The 19,773-nt window shown below is 69.8% G+C and carries 19 protein-coding genes and 1 pseudogene; 9 read left to right on the forward strand and 11 right to left on the reverse strand.

Going from position 1 to position 19,773, the window contains the following annotated elements; all coding sequences use genetic code 11:
* Window positions 1-10 precede the first annotated feature (10 nt).
* Both ACFYO0_RS42775 and ACFYO0_RS42780 read right to left on the reverse strand, forming a co-directional pair.
* Complete coding sequence (locus ACFYO0_RS42775) at window positions 11-568, reverse strand: GtrA family protein (protein ID WP_388687129.1); 558 nt, start codon at window positions 566-568, stop codon at window positions 11-13.
* A gap of 36 nt (window positions 569-604) precedes the next feature.
* The gene (locus tag ACFYO0_RS42780; protein ID WP_388687130.1) at window positions 605-1,276 is read right to left on the reverse strand and encodes a DUF4097 family beta strand repeat-containing protein; all 672 of its coding nucleotides are present in this window, start codon (window positions 1,274-1,276) and stop codon (window positions 605-607) included.
* 222 nt (window positions 1,277-1,498) lie between these two features.
* Between ACFYO0_RS42780 and ACFYO0_RS42785 the strand changes: the two genes are divergently transcribed.
* From ACFYO0_RS42785 to ACFYO0_RS42805, 5 genes and pseudogenes are all read left to right on the forward strand, one after another.
* Window positions 1,499-2,254, forward strand: coding sequence for a helix-turn-helix domain-containing protein (locus tag ACFYO0_RS42785; protein ID WP_388687132.1), 756 nt, complete (start codon window positions 1,499-1,501; stop codon window positions 2,252-2,254).
* A 333-nt stretch (window positions 2,255-2,587) separates the two neighbouring features.
* A pseudogene (locus tag ACFYO0_RS42790) lies at window positions 2,588-3,085 on the forward strand (GNAT family N-acetyltransferase); the annotation flags it as partial.
* The gene (locus tag ACFYO0_RS42795; RefSeq protein WP_388687133.1) at window positions 3,033-3,287 is read left to right on the forward strand and encodes an acetate--CoA ligase family protein; all 255 of its coding nucleotides are present in this window, start codon (window positions 3,033-3,035) and stop codon (window positions 3,285-3,287) included. The pseudogene ACFYO0_RS42790 and the gene ACFYO0_RS42795, both read left to right, overlap by 53 nt.
* Before the next feature lie 12 nt (window positions 3,288-3,299).
* Window positions 3,300-4,031 (forward strand): CBS domain-containing protein, encoded by a 732-nt coding sequence (locus ACFYO0_RS42800; RefSeq protein WP_388687135.1) that lies wholly within the window; start codon window positions 3,300-3,302, stop codon window positions 4,029-4,031.
* A gap of 16 nt (window positions 4,032-4,047) precedes the next feature.
* Window positions 4,048-4,557 (forward strand): flavodoxin domain-containing protein, encoded by a 510-nt coding sequence (locus tag ACFYO0_RS42805; protein ID WP_388687137.1) that lies wholly within the window; start codon window positions 4,048-4,050, stop codon window positions 4,555-4,557.
* 92 nt (window positions 4,558-4,649) lie between these two features.
* Here ACFYO0_RS42805 and ACFYO0_RS42810 read toward each other — a convergent pair whose 3' ends face one another.
* The 9 genes from ACFYO0_RS42810 to ACFYO0_RS42850 all read right to left on the reverse strand — a co-directional run bounded on the left by ACFYO0_RS42810 (window position 4,650) and on the right by ACFYO0_RS42850 (window position 13,073).
* Window positions 4,650-4,907 carry a hypothetical protein gene (locus ACFYO0_RS42810; RefSeq protein ID WP_388687138.1) on the reverse strand — a complete coding sequence of 86 codons (258 nt, stop codon included), beginning with the start codon at window positions 4,905-4,907 and terminating at the stop codon, window positions 4,650-4,652.
* A 254-nt stretch (window positions 4,908-5,161) separates the two neighbouring features.
* Window positions 5,162-5,866: a CBS domain-containing protein gene (locus ACFYO0_RS42815; RefSeq protein WP_388687139.1), complete on the reverse strand. Its 705-nt coding sequence runs from the start codon at window positions 5,864-5,866 to the stop codon at window positions 5,162-5,164.
* Between the two features lie 48 nt (window positions 5,867-5,914).
* Window positions 5,915-6,295, reverse strand: a complete 381-nt coding sequence (locus ACFYO0_RS42820; RefSeq protein ID WP_388687141.1) for a hypothetical protein — start codon at window positions 6,293-6,295, stop codon at window positions 5,915-5,917.
* The gene (locus ACFYO0_RS42825) at window positions 6,292-6,429 is read right to left on the reverse strand and encodes a hypothetical protein (protein ID WP_388687143.1); all 138 of its coding nucleotides are present in this window, start codon (window positions 6,427-6,429) and stop codon (window positions 6,292-6,294) included. Before ACFYO0_RS42825 ends, ACFYO0_RS42820 begins: the two co-directional genes overlap by 4 nt.
* Window positions 6,430-6,545: 116 nt before the next feature.
* On the reverse strand, window positions 6,546-6,707 hold the full coding sequence (locus tag ACFYO0_RS42830) for a hypothetical protein (RefSeq protein ID WP_388687244.1): 162 nt from the start codon (window positions 6,705-6,707) through the stop codon (window positions 6,546-6,548).
* A 34-nt stretch (window positions 6,708-6,741) separates the two neighbouring features.
* Window positions 6,742-7,467, reverse strand: a complete 726-nt coding sequence (locus tag ACFYO0_RS42835) for a CBS domain-containing protein (protein ID WP_388687237.1) — start codon at window positions 7,465-7,467, stop codon at window positions 6,742-6,744.
* Window positions 7,468-7,766: 299 nt separating this feature from the next.
* Complete coding sequence (gene ppdK, locus ACFYO0_RS42840) at window positions 7,767-10,460, reverse strand: pyruvate, phosphate dikinase (protein ID WP_388687144.1); 2,694 nt, start codon at window positions 10,458-10,460, stop codon at window positions 7,767-7,769.
* A 100-nt stretch (window positions 10,461-10,560) separates the two neighbouring features.
* Entirely contained in the window at window positions 10,561-11,571 is a 1,011-nt protein-coding gene (adhP, locus tag ACFYO0_RS42845; RefSeq protein ID WP_388687146.1) for an alcohol dehydrogenase AdhP, read from the reverse strand.
* A gap of 464 nt (window positions 11,572-12,035) precedes the next feature.
* The gene (locus tag ACFYO0_RS42850) at window positions 12,036-13,073 is read right to left on the reverse strand and encodes a LacI family DNA-binding transcriptional regulator (RefSeq protein ID WP_388687148.1); all 1,038 of its coding nucleotides are present in this window, start codon (window positions 13,071-13,073) and stop codon (window positions 12,036-12,038) included.
* A gap of 322 nt (window positions 13,074-13,395) precedes the next feature.
* On the opposite strand from ACFYO0_RS42850, the gene ACFYO0_RS42855 reads away from it, so the two are divergent.
* The 4 genes from ACFYO0_RS42855 to ACFYO0_RS42870 all read left to right on the forward strand — a co-directional run bounded on the left by ACFYO0_RS42855 (window position 13,396) and on the right by ACFYO0_RS42870 (window position 19,743).
* Window positions 13,396-14,343: a carbohydrate ABC transporter permease gene (locus ACFYO0_RS42855; protein ID WP_388687149.1), complete on the forward strand. Its 948-nt coding sequence runs from the start codon at window positions 13,396-13,398 to the stop codon at window positions 14,341-14,343.
* On the forward strand, window positions 14,340-15,161 hold the full coding sequence (locus ACFYO0_RS42860) for a carbohydrate ABC transporter permease (protein ID WP_388687150.1): 822 nt from the start codon (window positions 14,340-14,342) through the stop codon (window positions 15,159-15,161). Before ACFYO0_RS42855 ends, ACFYO0_RS42860 begins: the two co-directional genes overlap by 4 nt.
* A gap of 55 nt (window positions 15,162-15,216) precedes the next feature.
* Entirely contained in the window at window positions 15,217-16,488 is a 1,272-nt protein-coding gene (locus ACFYO0_RS42865) for an ABC transporter substrate-binding protein (protein ID WP_388687152.1), read from the forward strand.
* Window positions 16,489-16,560: 72 nt separating this feature from the next.
* The gene (locus ACFYO0_RS42870; RefSeq protein WP_388687153.1) at window positions 16,561-19,743 is read left to right on the forward strand and encodes a family 78 glycoside hydrolase catalytic domain; all 3,183 of its coding nucleotides are present in this window, start codon (window positions 16,561-16,563) and stop codon (window positions 19,741-19,743) included.
* Window positions 19,744-19,773 lie beyond the last annotated feature (30 nt).

A 19,773-nucleotide genomic window follows, 5' to 3' on the forward strand; every position in this document is an offset into this window, starting at 1 on the left:
GGGCAGGGGCTCACGCCGCCAGGTGTGGCCGCGACCCGTTGGGCCAACTTGTGCGCGATGGCTGCCGTACTGCCGTGGGGTCGGGCGTGGGCACCGTCTCGTGCTGTGTCAGTGGTCGTGTGGTCTGGCTGTGGCGGCTGGCGAAGACGTAGAGGCGCAGGATGGTGAAGCGGGCTGTGCCCGCGAGGGCGGAGGCGCTGAGGTAGACGATCTGCTGGGTCAGTGTGCCGGGGGAGGGCTGGGTCAGGTGCAGGACGTAGATGGCGATGCTGGTCGCCAGGTACGCGGCGGTCGCTGAGCCGGCGGACTGCCAGTGCTCTTGCCATCGGGCGCTGCGTCCTTTGACGAAGGTGAAGCGGGCGTGGAGTTCGGTGCACAGCAGGGTGGAGGCGACGGTGATGATCGCGTTCGAGATGGCCCAGGGCATGGTCATGGCCAGCATTGGTACCGAGAGGCTGGAGAGGACCCCGACGCCGCCTCCGGTGATGGCGAACCGTAGGAAGGAGGCGACGGGGCCAGGGGTGGCCGAAGTCGCCATCTCGGGTTTGTGTGCGAGCGACGACTTCATGACGGGTTACTCCCTTGGAGGCGTGGAGGCTGCGGGCTAGAGGCTGCGGGCGGTGATGTCGCCGTAGGCGGTGGTCGCGTGGATGTTCAGGTCGGCGGTGCCGTCGGTGTTCAGAAGCGCGTTGTGGATCCGGCCGTAAGTGGTGCCGGCGTCCAGCGCGGCGGAGACTCCGCGGGCGGCACCGATGGAGATCCCGCCGGACTCGGTGCGCAGCGTGACCGTGCCGCGCATGGCCTCGGTGATGCGGATGTCGCCCTTTTGGGTGCTGATCTGCGCGGGGCCGCCCAGGCGGCCGACCGAGACGTTCCCGGCCAGGACGGTCAGGCGGGCGCCTGCGGTCTCGTCGAGCTTGACTTGACCGTTGGCGCCGTCGATGGCGACGTCGCCGAGCCGTCCGACCCCCCGGAACTCGGCGCCGGCCGACTTCGCCTCGATGCGGGAGCCGACGGGCAGTTGGACGGTCACCTCGACCGAGCCGGACGGGCCCAGGACCCGGTTCTTCGTCGCCGCCGTGGCCGTGATCCGCAGGGCGCCGTCGGCGTATTCGACCGTGGCCTGCTCGGCCAGCTTCACATCCCGGTTCTTGGAGGGGTCCGCGGGCCGGATCTCGACCGTGGTGTCGGTGCGGTCGGCGGCGATCACCTGCACCCGCCCGGCCTGGATGTCGAGGACGGCGGAGACGGGGGCGGGGGTGTCGAACTTCTGCATCGTGCTCTCCTTCGGCTCGTTGTTTCGAACGATGGAAAAGCTACGTTGCGTTCAAGGATCCTTCAACATGTTCGTTGCGTATGGCTGACATATAGGCAGGTCAAAGCCGAAGAATCGTTGCAACGGTTCTGAATCTAATGCAACGATGTATGTCTGTTCGTTGCAATGACTTGGAAGTGAACGCTATGCTGTGAGGCATCGACGAGCACGAAGGAGACCGCGATGCCGGGAGGCAGGCTCACCCAGCCCGAACGCCAGCAGATCGCGCTGGGACTGGCCGACGGCCTCGCCTACGCGGAGATCGCCCGACGCCTCGACCGCCCGACCTCCACGGTCACGCGCGAGGTGATGCGCAACGGCGGCCCCACCGCCTACCGCGCCGACCTGGCCCACCACGCCACCGAACGCCGCACCCACCGGCGCCGGCAGGCCACGCCCCGGGAACCGGAGGCACCCCCGCAGGCCCACGGACGCGACACCGAGGCCGTACGCGAGTACGAGGAGATGTTCACCACCGTCCTCATGGCCTCGGGCGCGCCCAAGATGATGTCGCGGGTGATGGCCTGCCTCACCCTCACCGACACCGGCAGCCTCACCGCCGCCGAACTCGCCCAGCGCCTGCAGGTCAGCCCGGCGTCCATCTCCAAAGCGGTCGCGTTCGCCGAGAGTCAGGGCCTGGTCCGCCGGGAACGCGACGAACGCCGCCGCGAGCGCTACATCGTCGACGACGACGTCTGGTACGAGTCGATGATGGCCAGCGCCCGCTCCACCGCCCAGATCGTCGAGATCGCACGACAGGGCGTCGGCGTCCTGGGCCCCGACACCCCGGCCGCCGCCCGCCTGGAGAACATCGCCCGCTTCCTCGACTTCGTCGCCGAGAGCACCGCCCGCGCCGCGGAACAGGCCCGCGAGATCCTCCACACGAAATCGGCAACGACCTCCGACGACACCGCCACGTCACGCCCAGACCGCGAATAGGTATAGCGTCGTCAACGTGGACGGTTGACCAGGGCAGGGCGATGCCGACAGCGCCGGGGCCACTGGCCGGGCCTGCTGCACCAGGAGCTGCACCGCCCGAGGGCAAACGACGAACGTCAGCGGACCGGCAGCACCGGATACGACGCTGACCAAAGAGACAGAACCGAGAACGCCTCCCTCCGCGCTTTTCACGGAACGTGTTGTCCCACCGCCGTAGGGCTTCGAACAGGAACTCAGGGCCGACCGGCCCACCTTCCGGCCCCGGTCAGCCCATGTGACCCCGCCCCGTTCCGCTGGACGCTTTCGGTGTCAGGAGACCTGGAGGAACCCGCGATGACGGACGACGCGCTCAACAGGCCCACGGTTCACGCCCTGCTCGCGGACGGCACCACCGTGTGCATCCGGCCGGTGGTGCGGGCCGATCACGAGCAGTTGCAGGGGTTCTACGAGGAGATCTCCCCGGAGAAGCTGAGGCTGCGGTTCTTCGCCGCGAGCCGCCGGTCGGCCGGCCTGGCAGCCGACCGGGCCTGCGGTCCGCCGCGTCCCGGGCACCGGGCCCTGCTGGCCGAGACATTGGGCCGGGTCATCGGTCTCGCCGAGTACGACACCGGCGGCATCGGTGACACGGCCGACATGTCCATCGCGGTCGCCGACGGACTGCACCACCGGGGCGTCGGCACGCTCCTTGTCGAGCACCTGGTCTCGGCCCCCCGGGCGGAGGGCATCACCGCCTTCACGGCCGACGCGCTGAGCGAGAACAGCGAGGTACTGCGGCTCTTTGCCGACCTCGGCCTGCGCACGGCCCGCCGCTTCGAGGGCCCGGAGGTGCGCGAACGGCGCCCGGCCCGTCGACCTCGAAGGCCTCGAACAGCTCGTGCTGCGGCTGTCCCGCTTGGCGAGCGACCTGCCGCAGCTGGCCGAGGCCGACTTCAACCCCGTTCTCGCGACACCGGGCGCAGTCACCGTGCTCGATGCGCGCGTACGCCTGCTGCCCCGCAGGCACCACGACCCGTATCTGCGCCGACTCCGCTGAGGAGGAACAATCATGAAGCACAACAAGGTCGGTTCCGTGATGACCACGGAGGTGGTCCGCGCCGTGTACGGCACCCCGTTCAAGGAAGTCGCACGGCTGCTCGGCCGGCACCGCATCAGCGGGCTGCCGGTGGTCGACGACGACGAGAAGGTCATCGGTGTCATCTCCGAGACGGACCTCATCATCCGGCAGGCCGAGACCCCCGACCCGTACGAACCGAAGAAGCGCTTCCGGCTCACCGACCTCACCCGCGACACCCGCAGCCGGGCCGCGAAGGCCAGGGCCCGCACCGCCGGCCAGCTGATGACCGAGCCGCCCGTCACGGTCCACGCCGCCGACACCATCGTCGAAGCGGCCCGGACCATGGCGCGGCACCGTGTGGAGCGGCTGCCCGTCCTGGATGAGAAGGAGCGGCTCGTCGGCATCGTCACCCGCCGCGATCTGCTCCAGGTCTTTCTGCGGCCGGATGCGGAGATCCGCGACCAGATCGTCGAGGAGGTGCTGGTACGGGCACTGTGGCTGGCGCCGCGCAGCGTCGACGTCTCCGTGGTGGAGGGCGTGGTCACGCTCTCCGGGCACATGGAGCGCAAGAGCGAGACGAAGATCGCCATCTCCATGACGCAGCAGGTCGACGGGGTGGTCGCGGTAGTCGACCAGCTCACCTACCACTTTGACGACGCCGGGCTCCAGCCGGACGAGCGGGCAATTCACGGTATGGCCGCCAACTGGCTGCCCAAGGTTTGAGAGGAGGCGGACCCTCATGACCGGCAACGTGCTGGTCGCCTACGGGACGACGAACGGATCCACCGCGCAGATCGCCGAGGCCGTGGCCGCAGTGCTGCGCAAGGAGGGTTTCACGAGCGAGGCGCTGCCGGCCGGCTCCGTCACGCGCGTGACACCGTACGACGCCGTCGTGGTCGGCGGCGGACTGTACGCGGGACGCTGGCACAAGGACGCGCGCCGCTTCGTGCGCCGGCATCGCCGCGAGCTGGTCGAGCGCCCGCTGTGGCTGTTCAGCAGCGGGCCGCTCGACGCCTCGGCCTCGGAGCGGGACATCCCGCCCGTGCCCGGCGTCAAGCGGGCCATGACACGGCTCGACGCCAGGGAACACGTCACCTTCGGAGGGTGCCTCGAGGAAGGCGCGAAGGGGTTCATCGCACGGAAGATCGTGTCCTCCGGAAAAGGCGGCGACTTCCGGAACTTCCCCGAGATCGAGGCATGGGCGGCGCGTGTCGCCGGAGAGCTGGCGAAGACACGAGAGACCAGCTGAACACCTGCAGCGCGGGCCGGGTTTCCCGGCCCGGGAAACCCGGCCCGGCCCGGTGCGGCCGTTGGCCGATGTCATGGCCAACTGGCCCCGGCTCAGGTGGCCTTGCGGGCCCACTGCGGCCCGACCTGGTCCCACTCCCGGCCCCACTGGTCGATGCGCCGCCGGTCCAGCCGCCCTCGTGCCACGCGTCCGGTCGCGTACGTCACGCCGCCGACCCCGAGTGCGGCTGCGGTGGCCGCGTAGCCCGAGAACACGGTGGCCTGGGCGGCAGTGACCGGCTCCGTGGTGAGCTGCCCCTGGTTGTCCGTCCAGACGCGGACCTTCGCACCGGCCTTGTGCCCGGTGTCCACCTTGGCCTTGCCGGTGTGTGTGGCGCCGTCCGCGGTGGTCCAGCGGACCCGCGCCCGAGCACACCGGGCATGTCCAGATGCTCGTGCGCATCGGTTACGGTCCGGAGGGTCCCGCCACTCCGCGGCCTGCCCCGCGCGCTGTCCTCGCGACCGGGACCGTGGGCCACGAGCGCTGAGCGGGCGATGGCATGTTCGCGCTTCGCGCGGGAGCGGTGTGGACCGCGTCCGGGCCCCGTGCCGCAGCCCGCACGCCTTCAGGGCGAGAGCTGGGCGCGACGCGGGGAGCCGGGGTCCGCGGCCGGGCTGCCGGTGTCGTCGACCTTGAAGTCCAGGCGCTCGGAGACGTCGACCACCCCGTCCACACTCCGGCACAGCCGCAGGGCGACCGGTATGACGCTCCGGCGTTCGACGGTGCCGCGCAGGGTGACCCGTCCTTCGACGACATGCACCGTCACCGCGGTGGGCGGGATGCCCAGCGTGCGCATCAGCACGTCCCCGGTGATCTCCTCGCGGACGGCGCGATCGCCGCGCAGGAACACCCGCAGCAGATCGGCGCGGCTGACCACACCGATCAGCCGGCCGGACCCGTCCACGACCAGCAGTCGCTTGACCCGGTTGTCTTCCATCGCCCGGGCGGCCTCGACCACCGTCCGCTCGGGGCGGGTGACGACGGCCGGGCTGGTCATCAGCCCTTCTGCCGTGGTCGCCTCGGCCTTGGTGCGCCCGGCGGACCCAGCGTGCAGGGCGGGCAGGAGTCCCGCCGCATCGAGCCGACTCGCCTCCTTGCGCAACAGGTCCGCCTCGGAGACCACACCGAGGGGCCGGTCGTTGTCGTCCACGACCGGAACGGCCGTGATGCCGTGCTCCGCGAGCAGCTTGGCGATCTCCGTGAAGGTCGCATCTTGCCGCACGCTCACGACGTCCGTCGTCATCAGCTCACTCACGATGCGATGCCGCATGGCTTCTGCCTCCTTCCGGGGTGCCCCTCTCCACTGTCCGGCTGCGGCTCAGTAGACGGAGCCGGGCCAGGCGGACGCCACCGCGATGATGACGCCCACATCCAGCAGTACGCTCACGCTGAGCCACGGGTCGAACCAGACGGCCTTGAGAACGAGTCCGCTTGCGGCCGCGACGAGAGCCGCTGTGGCCCACCAGCCACTGCCCGCGAACACCCCGGCCCCGGCGACGATGTACGCCAGCGCCGTGTACCAGGCGAGCGCCAGCGCCGCGGCCCTGGTCGGCGCGGTGGATACGTGTGCGGCGGCCAACGCCCACGAGTGCCCGCGATCGAACGGGGCCGGTTTGCCGGGCTGCTCCGGCGTCGTCCAGACGCCCAGGTGCAGCAGTCCATGCACGATCAGGAATGCCCCCACCAGTGCGGTGATCACGACAGGTCCTCCGAATCGCTCGGTTCGGTGCCGCCCACGGCCAGCCGGAGCGGCGGATAACGGTCGGTGCCCAGGGCGTCGTTCGAGTAGTTCACCCGGTCCGGACGGGCCGGTACTCCCGCCAGGGTTGTCATAGTGATCAACTCCTTCGCCCCCGGCCGATGTCCGCCGGATCGGGTCTACTGCCAGGGTGGCCACCGGCCGGGAACCGTCACGAGGGCCGTGCGGGTCCTCCTGGGGACCATTGGTCCTACTCGCCGGGTGTGCCGTCCGGCCCGAAGTAGGCCGCCTGCATGAGCTGCTGCAGGTCGTCGAGCATCGGCGTGCGCGGGTTGGCGGGCGCGCACTGGTCCTCGTAGGCGTTGAGGCGCCCCTTCAGGGGCGCGGGGAACCGCGTGACCGGCCACAACACACCCGCAGCCTCGAACCGCCCTCCCAGCGGAGCGCTACCGCTCGGGAAGCCAGCGGTGGGCGACCCGGCGAGAGGGGCGTTTCTCGGGCGGGTGCGTGTCGTCGATGCGGAAGGTGAGGCTGTTCATCACGCCCACCACGCCGTCCACCCGCCAGGTCAGCCGGACCACCAGCGGGATGTCGCTGCGGCGTTCCAAACGTCCCTCCAGCGTGGCCGTGCCGTCGTGGACGGAGACGATGACGGTGTGGGGCGGCAGGCACATGGCGCGGGTCAACACCTCGTCGATGATCTCCTGACGGATCTCCTCGTCGGTGCGCAGGAAGACCCTCAGCAGGTCACTGCGGGTGGCGATGCCGATCAAGCGGTCCTCTTCGTCCACCACGGGCAGTCGTTCGATGTGGTGGCGCTCCATCACCCGTGCGGCGTCCGCGACGCGCTGTTCGGGATGCACGGTGATCGCGGGTGTCGACATCAGCTGTCCGGCGGTCACGGCCCGGGCCTTGGCAGCGGTGACACGTGCCTTCCGGCGCAGTGCCGGCAGCCGGAAGGGGCCTCCCCGGTCCCGTACGGCCTTCGCCGCCTGCCGGTGCATCAGATCGGTCTCGGAGATCACACCGAGGACCTTGCCGTCGGCGTCGACGACCGGCAGCCCGCTGATCCGGTGCCGGGCCAGCAGTTGCGCCACGTCCTTGAACGGTGTCTCCTGACGGGCCTGGATGACCTCGGAGGTCATCACCTCGCCGACCTTGCAGGTCTTCACGGCCATTCCCTTCTCCACGGTGCGTGCGGAGCGCGACCGGTCTCTCCTTCGTACGACCCGTGCACACCGTCGCGCGTCCCCGCGGAGCGATGAGCTTCTGCGGTGGGGCACTGGGGGCCGGAACTCGCGGGTGAGGGCGGCCGATCCGGCCGCTGTCGTCCCTTTGGACTGTCCCGGGCAGCCGGCCCCCCGATGCCTCTTCAGCATCCCGCACACCGGCTTGACGATGCAGGGGCCGACTGGTCCCGATCCCCGGGCCGAACCGCCCTCTCATCAGCACATCGGGGCGGCCCTGTGTGTCACCGGCTGTCGCTGGCCTTCGTCTCGGGAAGCGCGGCCCGTCCGGCCTCCAGGCGGGCGACCGGGACGCGGAACGGCGAACAGGAGACGTAGTCGAGGCCTGCCGCGTGGAAGAAGTGCACCGAGTCCGGATCCCCGCCGTGCTCCCCACAGACGCCGATCTTCAGGCCGGGCCGGGCGGCGCGGCCCTCGGCGACCGCGATCTCGACCAGCCGGCCCACACCGTCGCGGTCGATCGTCTCGAACGGGGACACCTTGAAGATGCCCTTGTCGAGATAGGCGGAGAAGAACGCCGCCTCCACGTCGTCGCGGGAGAAGCCCCAGGTGGTCTGGGTCAGGTCGTTGGTGCCGAAGGAGAAGAACTGCGCCTCCTCGGCGATCCGGCCGGCCGTCAGGGCGGCCCTCGGCAGCTCGATCATCGTGCCGATCGGGCAGTCGACGGGGACACCCGTGCTCTTGGAGACCTCGGCCAGGACCTGCTCCACTTCCTCGCGGACGAGCCGGAGCTCCTCGACCGTGTCGATGAGCGGGACCATGATCTCCGCCCGCGGGTCGCCACCCGCGCGCTTGCGGTCCACGACCGCCTCGGCGATGGCCCGTACCTGCATGGCGACCAGTCCCGGTGCCACCAGCCCCAGGCGCACGCCGCGCAGGCCGAGCATCGGGTTCTCCTCGTGCATGCGGTTCACGGCGTCCAGCAGCTCGGCGTCGTGCGCGCTGGGCGGGGTGCCCTGGGCTTCGGCGGCGGCGAGGCGTACGGCGAGTTCGGTGCGGTCCGGCAGGAACTCGTGGAGCGGTGGATCGAGGAGCCGGATGGTGACCGGCAGGCCGTCCATGGCCTCCAGGATCCCGACGAAGTCCTGCCGCTGCAGGGGCAGCAGCGCGGCGAGGGAGCGTTCGCGTTCGGTGTCGGTGCGGGCCAGGATCATCGCCTCGACCAGCTGCCGGCGGTCGCCGAGGAACATGTGCTCGGTGCGGCACAGTCCGATGCCCTCGGCTCCGAACCGGCGGGCCCGGGCGGCGTCCTCGGGCGTGTCCGCGTTGGCCCGGACGCCCAACTTACGTACGCCGTCGGCTTGTTGCATGGCGCGTGCCACGGCGTCGACCAGTCCGGCTGAGCGCTCGCCCCGCTCGTCGGTCTCGAAGTACCGCATCACGGCGGAGTCGACCAACGGAGCCGCGCCCGCGTAGACCGCGCCCTCGGAGCCGTCCACCGAAATGACCGTGCCCTCCTCCACGACGGTGCCGCCCACGATGAAGCGACGCCCCTGCGGGTCCACGGTGATCTCTTCGGCCCCGCACACGCACACCTTGCCCATGCCGCGGGCGACGACGGCCGCGTGGCTGGTCTTGCCGCCCCGGCTGGTCAGCACGGCCTGGGCGGCGACCATGCCCGGCAGGTCGTCGGGGGTCGTCTCCTGGCGTACGAGGACGACCTTCTCCCCGGCGGCGGCGCGGCGGACCGCTTCGGCGGAGTCGAACACCGCGGCGCCCACGGCGGCGCCCGGCGAGGCCGGGATGCCGTGCGCGAGCGCCTCACCGACTGCCGCGGTGTCGAAGCGGGGGAACATCAGCCGGGCGAGGCCGTCACCGCTGACACGCGCCAGACCCTCGTCCGGGGTGATCAGATCCTCGTCGACCAGCTCGGCGGCGATGGCGAAAGCGGCCTCCGCGGTGCGCTTGCCGACCCGGGTCTGCAGCATCCACAGCTTGCCGCGCTCGACGGTGAACTCGATGTCGCACAGGTCCCGATAGTGCGACTCCAACGTCCGCATGTGGTCGCGGAGTTGGGCGAACGCCTCCGGGTTCAGGCGGCCCAGTTCGTCCAGCGGCACGGTGTTGCGGATGCCGGCGACGACGTCCTCGCCCTGAGCGTTGGACAGGTAGTCGCCGTACACGCCGCGGGCGCCGGTGGCCGGGTCACGGGTGAAGGCGACGCCGCTGCCGGAATCGGGGCCGAGGTTGCCGAAGACCATGGTCTGCACGTTGACCGCGGTGCCCAGGTCGTCGGGGATGTGTTCGCGGCGGCGGTAGAGGCGCGCCCGTTCGCCGTTCCAGGACTCGAAGACGGCCAGCACCGCGCGCCGCAGCTGCTCGGCCGGGAGCTGGGGGAAGTCCTCCCCGGTCTCGTACTTGATCAGGTTCTTGTACGTCTCCACGAGCTGGGCGAGGTCGCCCGCGTCCAGGTGCAGATCGTCCGGGGCGCCGCGCAGCTCCTTGACCTGCGTCATGGCCTGCTCGAACACTGCGCTGTCGACGCCCATGACGGTGCTGCCGAACATCTGCACCAGGCGCCGGTAGGAGTCCCAGGCGAAGCGCTCGTTCCCGGAGGACTTCGCCAGACCGAGCACGGAGTCGTCGCCCAGCCCGATGTCGAGGATCGTCTCCATCATGCCGGGCATGGAGAACCGGGCCCCGGAACGGACGGAGAGCAGCAGCGGGTCGTCCGGCTGCCCCAGCCGTCGTCCGGCGGCCTGCTCCAGGACGGTCAGGTGCTCGGAGATCTCGCGGGCCAGGCCGTCCGGCTCGGTGCCGGTGGTGAGGAAGGCGCGGCAGGCTTCGGTGGTGACGGTGAAGCCGGGCGGGACCGGCAGGCCCATGCGGGTCATCTCGGCCAGGTTGGCGCCCTTGCCGCCGAGCAGGCCGGCCATGTCACGGCCGCCCACGGTGAAGTCGTACACGTAACGGACCATGACGGTGCTCTTCCTTCCGGCTTACCAGGGAATCGTGGGGCCCGGCCGTCTGCCGCGTGCCGTACTGAGGTCGGCACGCGGTGGCCAGGCGGTGAGTGGGTCACATCTCGAAGACGATGCGTGCCTTGATCTGGCCGTTCAGGACCTCGGCGATGGAGTCGTTGACGGTGTCCAGGGGACGGGTTTCGTAGATCACCTTGGTGCGGCCGGCGGCGTGGAGTTGGAAGACCTCGTCCAGGTCCTGTCGGGTGCCGACGATGGAGCCGATGACGGAGGTGCCGTTCAGGACGGTGTCGAAGATCGGGACCTGGATGGTTCCGCCGGCGGGCAGGGCGACCATGACCAGCTTGCCGCCGCGCCGCAGTCCGCCGAAGACGGAGGCGAACGCCTGCTCGTTGACGGCCAGCGCGATCGCGGCGTGGGCGCCGCCGTGCTGCTTCAGCACCTCGGCGGGGTCCTCCTTGCGGGCGTCGATGAGGATGTCCGCGCCCAGTTCCCGGGCGAGTTCCAGCTTGTCGTCGGTGACGTCGATCGCGGCGACGGTGGCTCCGGCGATCTTCGCGTACTGCACGGCGAGGTGGCCGAGACCGCCGATGCCGGAGATCGCGACGAGTTGGGTGGGGCGTACGCCGGCGACCTTGAGTGCCTTGTACGTGGTCACGCCGGCGCAGGTCAGCGGGGCCGCGTCGCGCGGGTCGATGCCGTCTGGGACCACGGCGGCGAAGTCGGCCGGGGCGAGCATCTTCTCGGCGTAGCCGCCGTCCACGCTGTAGCCGGTGTTCTGCTGCTTCTCGCACAGCGTCTCCCAGCCGGACAGGCAGTGCTCGCACCGCCCGCAGGCCCAGCCCAGCCAGGGCACGGCCACCCGCTGGCCGACCGCCAGGTGCGTCACGCCGTCGCCGAGGGCCTCGACGATGCCGACGCCCTCGTGGCCGGGGATGAACGGGGGGTTGGGCCTGACGGGCCAGTCGCCGTGGGCGGCGTGGATGTCGGTGTGGCACAGCCCGGACGCCTCCAGCCGGATCCGGACCTGGCCGGGGCCGGGCTCCGGATCGGGCCGCTCCTCGATCACCAGCGGCTCGCCGAACGACCGGACTACTGCTGCCTTCATGGCATGCTCCCCACGCTCTGTCTCTGCCGAAGCTCTGTCTCTGTCGGTGTGGTGCCAGCATCGATCCGGGGCCGAGTGCGGCGGCAGGTGCTGGAAGTCCTCATGGGTGGGGCCGATCGGCCCCACTCACGAGGGGCGCTGAATCCGCGTGGCGAGCCGCCGGGCCGAACGTCCCTCGCTTGGCCCCCGCACGGCCCATGCCCGATGCGATCCGCTGTCAGCAGGCCGGCAGCGCGCCAGACGCGGAAGGACCGGGAGGACAACGGACATGAGCGTGCGCGTGGGCATCAACGGCTTCGGCCGCATCGGACGCAACTAGCTTCGCTGCGTGCTGGAGCGCGCGGAGACCGCCGCCGGCACCCCGGTCGAGGTCGTCGCCATCAACGACATCCCGGCTCCCGCAGAGCTGACGGCCTCGAGAATCCTGAGGGGCTGACCTTGGCCAGGCCCCGAGGCTCGTCGGCTTACCCCGGTGGCCGAGCCGTGGTCCGGCGCGCCACCAGCGTGGGGGACAGTCTGATCTGGACGGACGGTCTGTGCCGGTCGGCGATCCGGTCCAGCAACAGACGGGCGGCGTTCCTGCCGATCTCGTGGCCCGCCTGGTCGACGCTGGTCAGCGACACCGGGCCGAACGCGGCCAACGTGGTGTTGTCGTAGCCGGCCACCGAAATGTCGTCGGGGACGGAAAGACCGGCTTCGGCGACCGCCTCCAGCACACCCATCGCCACGACGTCCGCTCCGGCGAACACGGCGGTGGGCCGCTGCGGGCGGTCCAGCAGTTCCTTCGCGCCCCGGTAGCCGCCCTCCTGGGTGTAGCTGGTGGAGACGACGTCGATGCATTCGTCGAGGCCGTGGGCCCGCATGGCCTGTCGGTATCCGTCGGCGCGCCGGGCGTTGGGCATCTCCGCGAGGCGTGTCGGGTCGGTCTCGAGATGCTCGATGTGGGCGATGCGCCGATGCCCCAGAGCGGCGAGGTGGCCCACGACCAAGGAGGCGCCTTCGACGTCGTCGTCCGCCACCGTGTCGTACACCGGAGAGGAGCCGTGCCGGCCCACGATCACGGTCGGAACGGCGGATGCCACCTCGTCGAGACGCTCGCGTGACGCCAGGGGCGCGACCAGTATCAGGCCGTCCATGCCGCGGTCGATCAGGGCCTCGGTGACCCGGGCCTCCGCCTTCTCGCCGCAGTCGCCGGGTCCCAGGAGCACCTGGTACTCAGTGTCCTCCAGCGTATGCGTGACGCCGTCGAGGACCTCGGGGAAGAACGGGTTTCGGATGTCGGGCAGCATGACGCCGATGGAGTACGTCTGTCCGCGCAGGCCCCTGGCTCCGGCGTGCGGCCGGTAGCCGAGCTCGTCGATCGCGCGGCGCACCTTCGTCCGCATCTCGGGGCTGGCCCCGTACGCGTTGCGCAGCACCTTGGACACGGCGGTCGTGGAGACCTGTGCGTGCCGTGCGACATCGACGATGGTGACGCGGCGGCGCGATGCCGGGGGCTCCATCCGGTTCCTTTCCCATGGGGAACGTTGCCCCGATTGTACGTACGGACCCAGCAGTTCAGTAAGCGCCCGTGGAGGGCTGGGTCGTGTCCTCCTCGTAACAATCCTGCAGCGTGCGCGGCATCTTGACGTCACGCGAGGCGCTCTCTAAGGTCTGGCCACACCCAGTGGGAAACGTTACCCACGAACCGCCGCAGGACCCCGCCACCCTCCGGACCGATCACCCCCATTCGGAGAAGCCGAGAGGCGCTCCTCTCTGTGTCTCGTTGACCGAAGTCCCGATCCGGCAGGTGCTTTGAAACGTTTCAGGAAAGGAGGTGTGCCGGTGACCCTCGCCCCGCACAAGCATCTTCCGGACCACGGGCGGCCCCCGGACGCGGAAGAGATCCGCGGAGTCCGGCGGGCGCGCACCACCCCGCCCTGGTGGTTCGCGCTGCCCGCGCTGGTGCTGTTCGCCTTCGTCGTCCTGGTGCCGAGCGCTCGTGGTGTCCATTACGCCTTCACCGACTGGGACGGCCTGGATCCCAGCTTCTCCTTCGTGGGCCTGGACAACTTCTCCGCCATGCTCGACGACCCCGACGCGAAGGCGGCCATCTGGCACACCCTGCTGATCGCCGTGGCGATCACCGTCATCCAGAACGCGCTGGGCCTGCTGCTGGCCCTCGGGGTCAACACGGCCATCAAGTCCCGGAACCTGCTCAGGGTCTTTCTGTTCGCCCCGGCCGTGATCACCCCGATCGTCACCGCTTACCTCTGGCGCAACCTGCTCGGCCCCGACGGCGCGGTCAACAGCCTGATGGGCGCGATCGGACTGGACGGCCTGCGGCAGGACTGGCTGGGCAGTCCCCGGCTCGCCCTGTGGTCGGTGATCGGAGTGATCGTCTGGCAGTACGCCGGCTACTCGATGGTCATCTTCCTGGCGGGACTCCAGTCGGTGCCCAAGGAGATCCACGAGGCGGCGGCCATCGACGGGGCAGGGGCCGTACGGCGCTTCTGGTCGGTCACCCGGCCGCTGCTCGCCCCGGCCTTCACCATCAACCTGATGCTGTCGATCATCGGCGGGCTCAAACTCTTCGACCAGGTCTACGCGTTGACGGGAGGCGGCCCCGGCCACGCCACCGACACCATCTCCACGCTGATCTACAAGGACGCCTTCACGCTCGGCGAGTTCGGCTACAGCATCGCGCTCGCGGTGGTCCTCACGATCATCGTGGCGATCGCCTCCACGGGCCAGTACCTCGTGCTGTCCCGCAACGAGAGGGCCGCCTCATGAACCGGTACCGCCGCCGCACCTTCGCGCTCGAACTGACGATGATCGCCATCGCCCTGTTCGTGGGCTTCCCGGTGTACGTCCTGGTCAACCTGGCCGTACGCCCCACATCCGACACCTCGTCGCCGATCAGCCCGACCACCTCGCCCACTCTGGACAACTTCACCGAGGCATGGCAACAGGGCGCACTGGGCGGGGCGTTGGGCAACAGCGTGCTGGTGACGGCTTGCAGCGTCGTCATCGTGCTGGCCGTCTCGTCGCTCGCGGCGTACCCACTGGCCCGCGCGACGGCTCGCTGGTCGCGAGGTACGTATCTGATGTTCCTGCTGGGCCTCGTACTGCCCTTCCAGCTCGCCTCCCTGCCGCTCTACCAGACCATGCGTGACATGGGCCTGCTCGGCACCCCCTGGGCACTGGTCCTCTTCTACGCCGGCCTGCAGGTGCCGTTCACCGTCTTCCTGTACGTCGGCTTCCTGCGCGCCCTGCCCCGCGACTTCGAGGACGCGGCCCTGATCGACGGCTGCACACCGCTGCAGGGCTTCCGGTACGTGGTCCTGCCGATGCTCAAACCGGTCACGGTGACGGCCCTGGTGCTGAACGCCGTCGCCGTCTGGAACGACTTCTTCACCCCGCTGCTGTACCTCAGCGGCAGCGCCCAGCAGACCATGCCGGTCGCGATCGCCGGCTTCGTCGGTCAGTACGTCACCGACTGGAACCTCATCTTCGCCGCTCTGGTGATCAGCATCCTGCCCGTCCTGCTCGTCTACTTCGTGCTCCAGCGCAGCATCATCAACGGCTTCGCGGGAGGGCTACGGGGATGAGACGCGACGCCCACCCGTCACCGGTGCCCGGTGGCCCTTCCCCGAGGGGGACATCATGAAGACACGCAAACTGCCGGTCCTGGTCGCCGCGTTGACGGCCGGATCTCTACTCGCCGCCTGTAGCGGCGGCACCAAGGCAGGCTCGGACGGCGACTCGGGCGGCTCCAAGACCTTGACGCTCGCGTCGGTCGACCAGGGCTCGATCGAGGACGTCGTCAAGGCGTTCGAGAAGGCCAACCCGGGCGTCAAGGTCCGCTACACCACCAGCGGCGCCGACCAGTACCAGCAGCAGATCCGGACCCAGCTGTCGTCGGGCACGGCACCCGACGTGATGTCCGTCTGGCCGGGCAACGGGAACCCCGGCGCCACCTACGTCCTCGCCAAACCCGGTTATCTGCGCGACCTTTCGGACCAGCCGTGGGCAGCCAAGCTGCCCGACGTGATGAAGACCGTCGCCCAGTACGAGGGGAAGACCTACACCGGGATCTTCGGGCAGAACGGCATCGGCGCGGTCTACAACCAGCAGGCGATGGACAAGGCCGGGCTCACCCCGCCGGACACCTGGACGAAGCTGCTGGACTTCTGCCGGGACGCGAAAGCCAAGGGCACCCCCGCTTTCGCCCTGGGCAACCAGGACAACTGGGTCACACAGCTCGTCCTGTACGCACTGGTCGCCACCACCGTCTACGGCGACGACCCCGACTTCGACCAGAAGATGCAGGCCGGCCAGGCCACCTTCGCGCAGTCGCCCTGGACCACGGCCCTGGACAAGTACCTGACCATGGAGAAGACGGGCTGCTTCCAGAAGAACCCGCTGGGCACCAACTACGAAGCCAGTCAGCAACTTGCCGCCACCGGCAAGACCCTCGGGATCATCCAGGGCAACTGGGTGATCGCCCTCCTGAAGGGCAAGAACCCGAAGGGCACGTTCACGCTCCGGGCGCTCCCGGCCACCGACGACCCGGCCGAGACCATCATTCCGGCCGCGGCGGGTGCCGGCTACGGCGTCAACGTCAAGGCGAAGAACGAGGAACTCGCCCTGAAGTTCGTGAACTTCGTGATGTCGCCCGAGGGCATGAACCTGTTCGCCAAGAAGCAGGGCGGTCTGCCCTCCCTGCCCGACACGGGCTATGCGGCCGACCCGTCGCTGGCCGAACTGTCCGAGTTCGTCGAGGCGGAGCGGACAGTGCCGTTCATGGACCAGCTCTGGCCGAACGCCAAGGTCCAGCAGACCATGCTCAGCGGCCTCCAGGAGATCTTCAGCGGGCAGTCCACGCCCAAGGAACTCCTCGACGACATGGACGCCGACTACGAGGCCGGGAGCTGACCGTCGTCGCCGGCCACTGTTCCGGTGCGCACAGCACACCCCTAACCGAAATCGCGTGATCGGAGTTCTGGCATGCCCGACGTCCCGAGCGGAGCGTTCGGCCGTAGAAAGGTGGTCGGCACGATGGTCGTCTCAGCGGCAGGGCTGGCTGTGCCCGCCGCTCCCGGGCTCCCCGTGCAAGCGGCCCACGCCGCCGCGGAGGGCGACCGACAGGGAGCGAGGGTCACGGGTCTGGCAGTCGACGGCCGCGAGGACAACCCGCTCGGCGTCGACGACCCCGCCCCGCGACTGAGCTGGCGGGTGGTGGGGGCCGGGGAGGGATGGACCCAGGGCGCCTACCAGGTTCGCGCGGCGCGCTCCGAAGCGGATCTCGACAGGGGCCCTCTGCTGTGGGACAGCAGCAAGGTCCGCTCCTCGGCCCAGAGCGACATCGCATGGCACGGCCCCACTCCGGCCTCGCGTGACCGGGTGGTCTGGCAGGTGCGGGCCTGGCGCACCGACGGCGACGCGACACCGTGGAGCCGGCCCGCCTCTTGGGAGATGGGGCTCCTCAAGCGCTCCGACTGGGACGAGGCCCAGTGGATCGAGTACCCGGGCCGTACCGTCGATCAGCCACTGCCGGTGTTCGCCCGCGCCTTCCGGGTGGACGGCCGACGGGGAAGGGCCGTCAGGGCGAGGCTGTACCTGTCCGGCATCGGACTGCACGTGGCCCGGCTCAACGGCAGGCCCGTCACCGACGAGGTGCTCGCCCCGGGCAACTCCAACTACCAGCTCTCCACCGAATACCGGGTCTACGACGTCACTCACCTCATCCGCCGCGGTGAGAACACCCTGGGCGTCGAACTGGGTCACGGTACGGCGCTCGTGACACGTTCGGTCGCGAATCCCGCGACCGGCCGCACCGCCCCGTACAGCTGGTGGCAGAGCCAGTTCAAGGGCAGCGGCCACCTCGTCGCGCCCGCCGCCCGGGGCGCCACCACCATCAAGGTGAGCAGCGTGGCGGGCTATCACGTCGGCGGCACCGTCAACATCGACACCGGCGACGGTGGCGAGCGCCTGGAGTCACGCACCATCACCTCGATCGGCACCGCGGGCACCGACGGCACCGGTATCACCTTCGAGCCCGGACTCGCGTCCACTCACGAGAGCGGCGCCGCCGTCACCGGCTCCGGTAACTCTCTTGCGAGCACCGACCCGAGCGCGGGCGCCGCCGTCTCCCCACGGCTGATCGCCCGCCTGGAACTCACGAGAGCCGACGGGACGGTCGAGACCGTCGTCAGCGACCGCTCGTGGAAGACGGCTCTCGGCCCGACCGTCACCGCCAACTGGTACTCCGGCTCCGACTACGACGCCCGGCGCGAGCAGCCCGCCCGGACCGCTCCCGGTGCGGATCTCGGTGAGTCGGCGAGGCGGCGCGACGGCACAGCCATGGGCTGGGTGGACGCCGGAATCGCTCCACCGCCCAACCTGACCACCGAGTTGGTCTGGCGGGTGGCCGAGCCGCTCAGGATCGTCGACAGGCTCCGCCCGGTCAGCGTCACCCGGCCGCAACCCGGCGTGTGGATCTTCGACTTCGGGCAGAACTTCGCAGGATGGCCGCTGCTCGAACTCGACGGCCCGCTCGAGGCCGGAACCACGGTCAAGCTGTACCCCGCCGAGTCGCTGAACGCCGACGGCACCGTCAACCAGGCTTCGATCATGGGTGGTGGCGCCGCCCGCGGCACCAACGTGTTCGCCGCCTACACGACGTACGGCGACGAGCGAGGCGAGAGCTGGCACCCGCAGTTCCATTACTTCGGGATGCAGTGGGTCCAGGTGACCGGCCTGCCCGAGGGCTACGTACCGACCCGGGACACGGTCACCGGCCTGCAGATCCACGCGGACGTGCCGGCCGCCGGCTCCGTGCGGACCTCCGACAACCGGGTCAACCGCATTCATCGCATGGCCCGTTACTCGATCATGAGCAACACCATGTCCACCTTCACGGACTGTCCCGGCCGCGAAAAGCTCGCCTACCCCGCCGACTACGTGCAGCCCTTCGGATCCGTGCACCGCACCTTCGGTTACGCGGCCTACCTGCGCACCATGCAACGGCACCTGGCGGAGGGCCAGTCCAGGTCCGGCGACAACATCGGCAATGTGGCGCTCAAGGCCCCGGTGTACGACTGGGGATACACCGGCCGGTTCGGCGACGAGATCAACTGGGGCAACGGCATCATCCTCGTGCCCTGGCTGGCGTACGAGACGTACGGCGACACCCAGACGATGAGCCGCTACTACCCGCAGATGCAGGCCTTCCTCGCCTACATCAGGACCAAGAAGGCCGGCACCGGCGCGGACGCCCACATCGTGGACGCGGCCCTTGCCGACTGGATCGCCAGTGAGAACACTTCGGGCCGCATCACCGGAACCTGGGGCTACTACCAGATCGCCGACCGAATGGCTCGGATGGCAGGGCTGATCGGGCGCTCCACGGACGCGGCCGAGTACCGCGACCTCGCGGCCGACATCAAGGAAGCGTTCAACGACGCCTTCTACAACGCGGCGCTCGGCCGGTACACCGCCGAGGGAGACCAGGGCGATACCGGGGCGACACAGGCCGCGCAGGCGCTGGCGCTGGACGAGGGCCTGGTCCCGGAGGGCGAACGCGGGAAGGTCCTCGACGCCCTGGTGGAACTGGTCCACGCCCACCGGCCGTTCGGGGGCGGGCCGCACTTCAGCGGCGGCACCATCGGCCTCGCGCCGATCATCAAGGCCCTGTACGAAGGCGGCCGTGACGACGTCCTGTGGGACGTCCTCCAGGAAGACACCCGCCCGAGCTACGGCTACTTCATGGCACCCACCACCGCCAATCCCGAGGGCCTGACGACCGTTCCCGAAGAGTGGGACATGGGCAGCTCCAAGAACCACATGATCCTGCTGCAGATCGAGGAGTGGTTCCACAGCGGCCTGGTGGGGATCCGCCGGCCGCGCGGCAAGGCCGGCTACCGCGAGCTGGTGATCGACCCTCGCCCGGTCGGCGATCTCACCCATGCCGAGGGCAGCTATCGGACGCCGTACGGCGTGGTGTCCGCGCGGTGGACCCGCAAGAACGGCAGGTTCCGGCTCGACGTGGAACTCCCGCCGAACACCACGGGGGAGATCCGGATGCCCACGGGTGATCGCGCCACGTATGTCGTCGGCTCCGGGCAGCACACGTTCACCACCCGCGATCTCCCGATCGATTCCCGGAAAAGTGAAAGGACCAAGGAGTGAGCCAGGTACGTCGTCGAACCGTGCTCGCCG

It is taken from the genome of Streptomyces sp. NPDC006365 (assembly GCF_042870755.1).
Classification (GTDB): Bacteria; Actinomycetota; Actinomycetes; order Streptomycetales; family Streptomycetaceae; genus Streptomyces; species Streptomyces xiangluensis.